Raw genomic sequence first — 3,908 nt, forward strand, 5'->3', positions numbered from 1 at the left:
TTTATCCAGAAGTAATACATAGTATCAGCAAAGATGTTTTTTCTCTCTGGAAATTTTGTTTGACCAGTCTTGATTTCATAACTTTCAGTATCTTCAAACTGATATTGCTCATAAAGACTTTGCGGCTCTTGGGTCTGTAATTTCTCTGAAACTTCTTTTATTACAGCAGAAGGAGTTTCTTTTTTGCTTTCGGAATACTTCTTCAAGCAGTGGGGACATAAAGTTCTGTAATATTTTTTTATTTCATCTGCTATCGAAACTTCTAATTTTTTGAAGCCTTCCTTGAGTAAATTAATATCCACAGGCTCAACCATCTTCTTGACAAGAAACCAGGCAACAGGATTTAAATCCTGTGCGACGACTTTACATCCGAGTCTTAAAGCTTCAATGACAGTAGTGCCACCACCCATCATAGAGTCAAGGACTATCTTTCCACCCAAATCCACATCTTTAAGATAAAGCCTCCAGGGATTTTCCAATTCTTCCTTTGTCACAGCACGCCACATGCCATCATCTTCAAGAACCTTTGCATTTTCATCTAAAAGGCTATATAACACGATCGTTCTGAACACACTTCCCAACCTTCTTGCCCACCACTTATGGATAAAATAAATGGGACGGTATTTCTCCTTTGCATGGGCTTCTCTTTCTGCAATCTCATTAACTTGCTCAATAGGAAAATCAATTTCAATGGGTCGTTGTTTCATTTTGGGTGTCCTCTATAATCTTTAAAGTTAATTCTTCAATTCTTGATATAAATTCTTCTGCTTTTTTAAGCCATGTCTCCACATCTGATTTTTCAAATTTCACAAAATCCCTATAATCACCCTTTTGTCTTCTATCAAACATATTAGAATAGAACTCGCCCCAGTTCTTTTCAATAATCCCTTTATTCACAAACTCTTTATTGAAAAGAGCACGAACTCCAGAATGTTTGGAGGATGATAAACCTTTTGTTATTAATAAGGCATTAACGGCATAAAACATAGCATAATAAATCCGATTTACCGTGGATTCCAGAGTAGCACCATTGATATACTTTTTGGCATCGGATAGAGTATTTTCTGCCTTTTCCAACCGATACTTTGCTAAATCAATAAATTCCTGTTTCATAAACGAATTCCTTCTCTGTCTATGTTCCAGTGAAGAGGCATAGCCTTGGCTAAAGGAGTATTCCAGAAGTCATTATTCTCTACCATCTCTCCAAAAACAACATCATACTTCAGTTCTATCTCATAAGACATATGAAAAATCTCTTCCTCTAATACAGTGTTAACCTCTTTATTAATTAGGATCAGAACATCAATATCCGACTCCTCATCAGCATCACCCCTCGCCTTAGAACCATAAATAATAATCTCAGTGACTGGAAATCTTTCAAGAATCTTCTCTTTCAATTCCTGCAACGCTTTTATTTCGTTTTCTTTAAGGTTTAATTCTTTAAGTGCTTTCATTTTTCCACCTCAATAACTGGAATGATACACTCCATAAGGCTCACTCCACCATGGAGATAAATATTATATTTCCCTGACACAGGCCAGATATATCGAGACTTAACCATGTAATAGCCTGAAAACTCGGCTATATAACCATCAACTACAAGTTCTGAGAGGTCAGCCTTATCCATAGAAATAAACCGAGAACTACTGAAGGCTTCTCTCAACTTTTTCTTCTTCCCTTCAGGCACAGAAAAAGAAAATCCTGGTTCAGAACGGATATAACCATGGTCAGATAGGATGATAAATTTCTTTGAATTAATCTTTCTTAGTAATTCAAAAACAATCTTTTCTGAGGTCTTATACATATTCTCAAGGTCTGAAATTACTGTTCGTCCCACCTGTATCTTGTCCAACATTGCATCAGGAAAGTAAGACCAAATATATTTCTCTTCCCCTGAAATCCTAATTTTTTTATGATTATTGACTTCTACAAACCTACCTGAGCCTGCTAAATCAGATTTTATCTTCTCCCTGAAACTTTGGGTAGCTGATGGAATAGATGAAAAGGAATAGTGGACTTTGGTTGCAAATCCCTCTTTTTGTAATGCGTTAAATATAAGAGCACCTTCTCGGATGCTCATTCCATCCAATACTATAAAACAGGCATCGTCGGAAGCGTTCTTAAAAGGCGAGGGTTCGTTCAAACAGGCTCTGGGAAGTTCTTTGGTGAAAAATTCATCGTAGGTCCTTAATAAAAAATCCTCAAATAAAAAAGCCTCTTCTTCGCCACGATAGTAATAATCTCTCACATCTCCATTTGCATAACGAAGCCAGATATTGAGAAGATTTTTCCAAATATTAGGGATTAGATTATCGTCTTTAATAAGTGATTTTATAAAATCATTCTCAATCTTCATGTTCTCTCCATAGCTCCACTTCTCCCTCAATTTCTGCCTCTTCTTGAGGGAGTTGCTTAATAAATTTCATAATCTCCTGCTTGGGAAGCTCTTTAGCAAACTGATATTTTATATTTATCCCTGTGAATAGGTCTGTACCTTGAGTTCTTGCTTCAATCTGACTTAGTATGACACGAGGCGAATTCCCTCTTAATTGCAACTGCTTCTTTTCTCTCCTTTCGACCTGAGGTTCTTTTGCCTCCTCTGTTTTTACATATCCTGTTTCTTCTCCACATTCACGAATTTCACCTACACCTGTCTCAATTATCTCTTCTGCAGGAGCATACTTGGGATCAAAGATAACAAAGTCAAATTCCAAATTCCTGGGTATCTCATCTATGTACCATTTCCCTCTGTCCCCCTGTATTACCAGTCTTTTATCTCTATGAAGGTTTCTTATAGCACTGAAAACAATTTCATCATCCAAAACTAAAGGAAATCTTCTGAACTTCTTAAAATCGTTTATTATGAATTCAAGCCTAACGCCTTCAGCTTTATCCTTTACTTCCTGAAGTATAAAATCACCAATTAAGGAAGAATCACTTCCAGATTTTTCTCTTACGATACTTATGTCAGGGCTTACATTAATCAATCTTGGAACAAGTTCCTTTTCCCTTGCTACCCATTTTACTATTCGTCCATAAGATGCTTTGATTTTTTCTGCTATCTGCTCTCTTTCCTCAGTGACTAATTTTTGAATCTTTCTCTCTTTATCCTCAAATTGTCCTTGTAAATTTTCTCCTGCCAGAAGACGTCTCGTTTTTTCAATAATCTCGTAAGATGAGAGAATACTATCAATGTTAGGCAATATCACAATATAGGTATTTTGCCAGTTCTTACCCTGATAGAATTCAGCTAATTTATTTTTGAGAGTATCGTTTTCGCCCCACGATTCTAAAGATACTATCATCTTAATTTTGCTATCGTCAGAAATAGTTTCAAATCCGTAAATGAATACCTTATTCTCAAAGGCATCCTTTTTGGCAATCTCAGCGATTTTATTTTTAATGTCTTCGTCTGTGATATTTTTCTTCTCCTTCTCCATTAAAGCAAAGATATTCAGGTCCTGCTTAAAAAGATAAAAGTCTCCTTCTTTGTGAAGATAGTGTGGTTTACCGTATATGTTTTCTAAGTCCATTATAAGTGCATTCAGTGTCTGCCCTTGGGTAGGGCTAAAAACCGAGAGAAGAACATCAGATTCAGTTGCACCTATGGTTTTATCATTAAGGGTGAAGACCAAAATGGACCTTAATATTTCAGATCCGTATGAAATGTCTTTTACTCTTTCAAGGTCATAGTTATATTTTTCTACCAATCGAAGGTCTATGCCCCTGAAGGCATTTTCATCCAGGTCACGGATTAAAAGGAGGTCTTTCTTATCGTAGTTTTCCTTTATCATATCAGCCAGAATATTCATCATCCCCCGTATATCCTGCCTTTCAGTAGCAGCCTCATAAACCTGTGTCAAGGTTTCCAGAAGCAAGGGATGGAAGGGATATATTTCAGTCATCCT

Annotated in this window: 5 protein-coding genes; all 5 read right to left on the reverse strand. The window is 36.4% G+C overall.

What is annotated here, in order from left to right; genetic code table 11:
- A partial coding sequence (locus tag AB1422_17620) for a DUF1156 domain-containing protein (protein ID MEW6621122.1) occupies positions 1 to 707 on the reverse strand: 707 nt, incomplete at its 3' end.
- Complete coding sequence (locus tag AB1422_17625; GenBank protein MEW6621123.1) at positions 688 to 1,113, reverse strand: HEPN domain-containing protein; 426 nt, start codon at positions 1,111 to 1,113, stop codon at positions 688 to 690. The genes AB1422_17625 and AB1422_17620, both read right to left, overlap by 20 nt.
- Positions 1,110 to 1,454 carry a nucleotidyltransferase domain-containing protein gene (locus AB1422_17630; protein MEW6621124.1) on the reverse strand — a complete coding sequence of 115 codons (345 nt, stop codon included), beginning with the start codon at positions 1,452 to 1,454 and terminating at the stop codon, positions 1,110 to 1,112. The genes AB1422_17625 and AB1422_17630 overlap by 4 nt, the downstream gene beginning before the upstream one ends.
- The gene (locus tag AB1422_17635; protein MEW6621125.1) at positions 1,451 to 2,356 is read right to left on the reverse strand and encodes a hypothetical protein; all 906 of its coding nucleotides are present in this window, start codon (positions 2,354 to 2,356) and stop codon (positions 1,451 to 1,453) included. Before AB1422_17635 ends, AB1422_17630 begins: the two co-directional genes overlap by 4 nt.
- Entirely contained in the window at positions 2,346 to 3,815 is a 1,470-nt protein-coding gene (locus AB1422_17640; protein MEW6621126.1) for a hypothetical protein, read from the reverse strand. Before AB1422_17640 ends, AB1422_17635 begins: the two co-directional genes overlap by 11 nt.
- Between the last annotated feature and the right edge of the window lie 93 nt (positions 3,816 to 3,908).

The sequence above is a fragment of the bacterium genome (assembly GCA_040757115.1).
Taxonomy (GTDB): Bacteria; UBA9089; CG2-30-40-21; order CG2-30-40-21; family SBAY01; genus JBFLXS01.

What these genes read in the sequence shown, in the direction of transcription:
- AB1422_17625 (MEW6621123.1), bottom strand. Translation starts at nt 1,113, where the DNA reads ATGAAACAGGAATTTATTGATTTAGCAAAGTATCGGTTGGAAAAGGCA.
- AB1422_17635 (MEW6621125.1), bottom strand. Translation starts at nt 2,356, where the DNA reads ATGAAGATTGAGAATGATTTTATAAAATCACTTATTAAAGACGATAAT.
- AB1422_17640 (MEW6621126.1), bottom strand. Translation starts at nt 3,815, where the DNA reads ATGATGAATATTCTGGCTGATATGATAAAGGAAAACTACGATAAGAAA.
- AB1422_17630 (MEW6621124.1), bottom strand. Translation starts at nt 1,454, where the DNA reads ATGAAAGCACTTAAAGAATTAAACCTTAAAGAAAACGAAATAAAAGCG.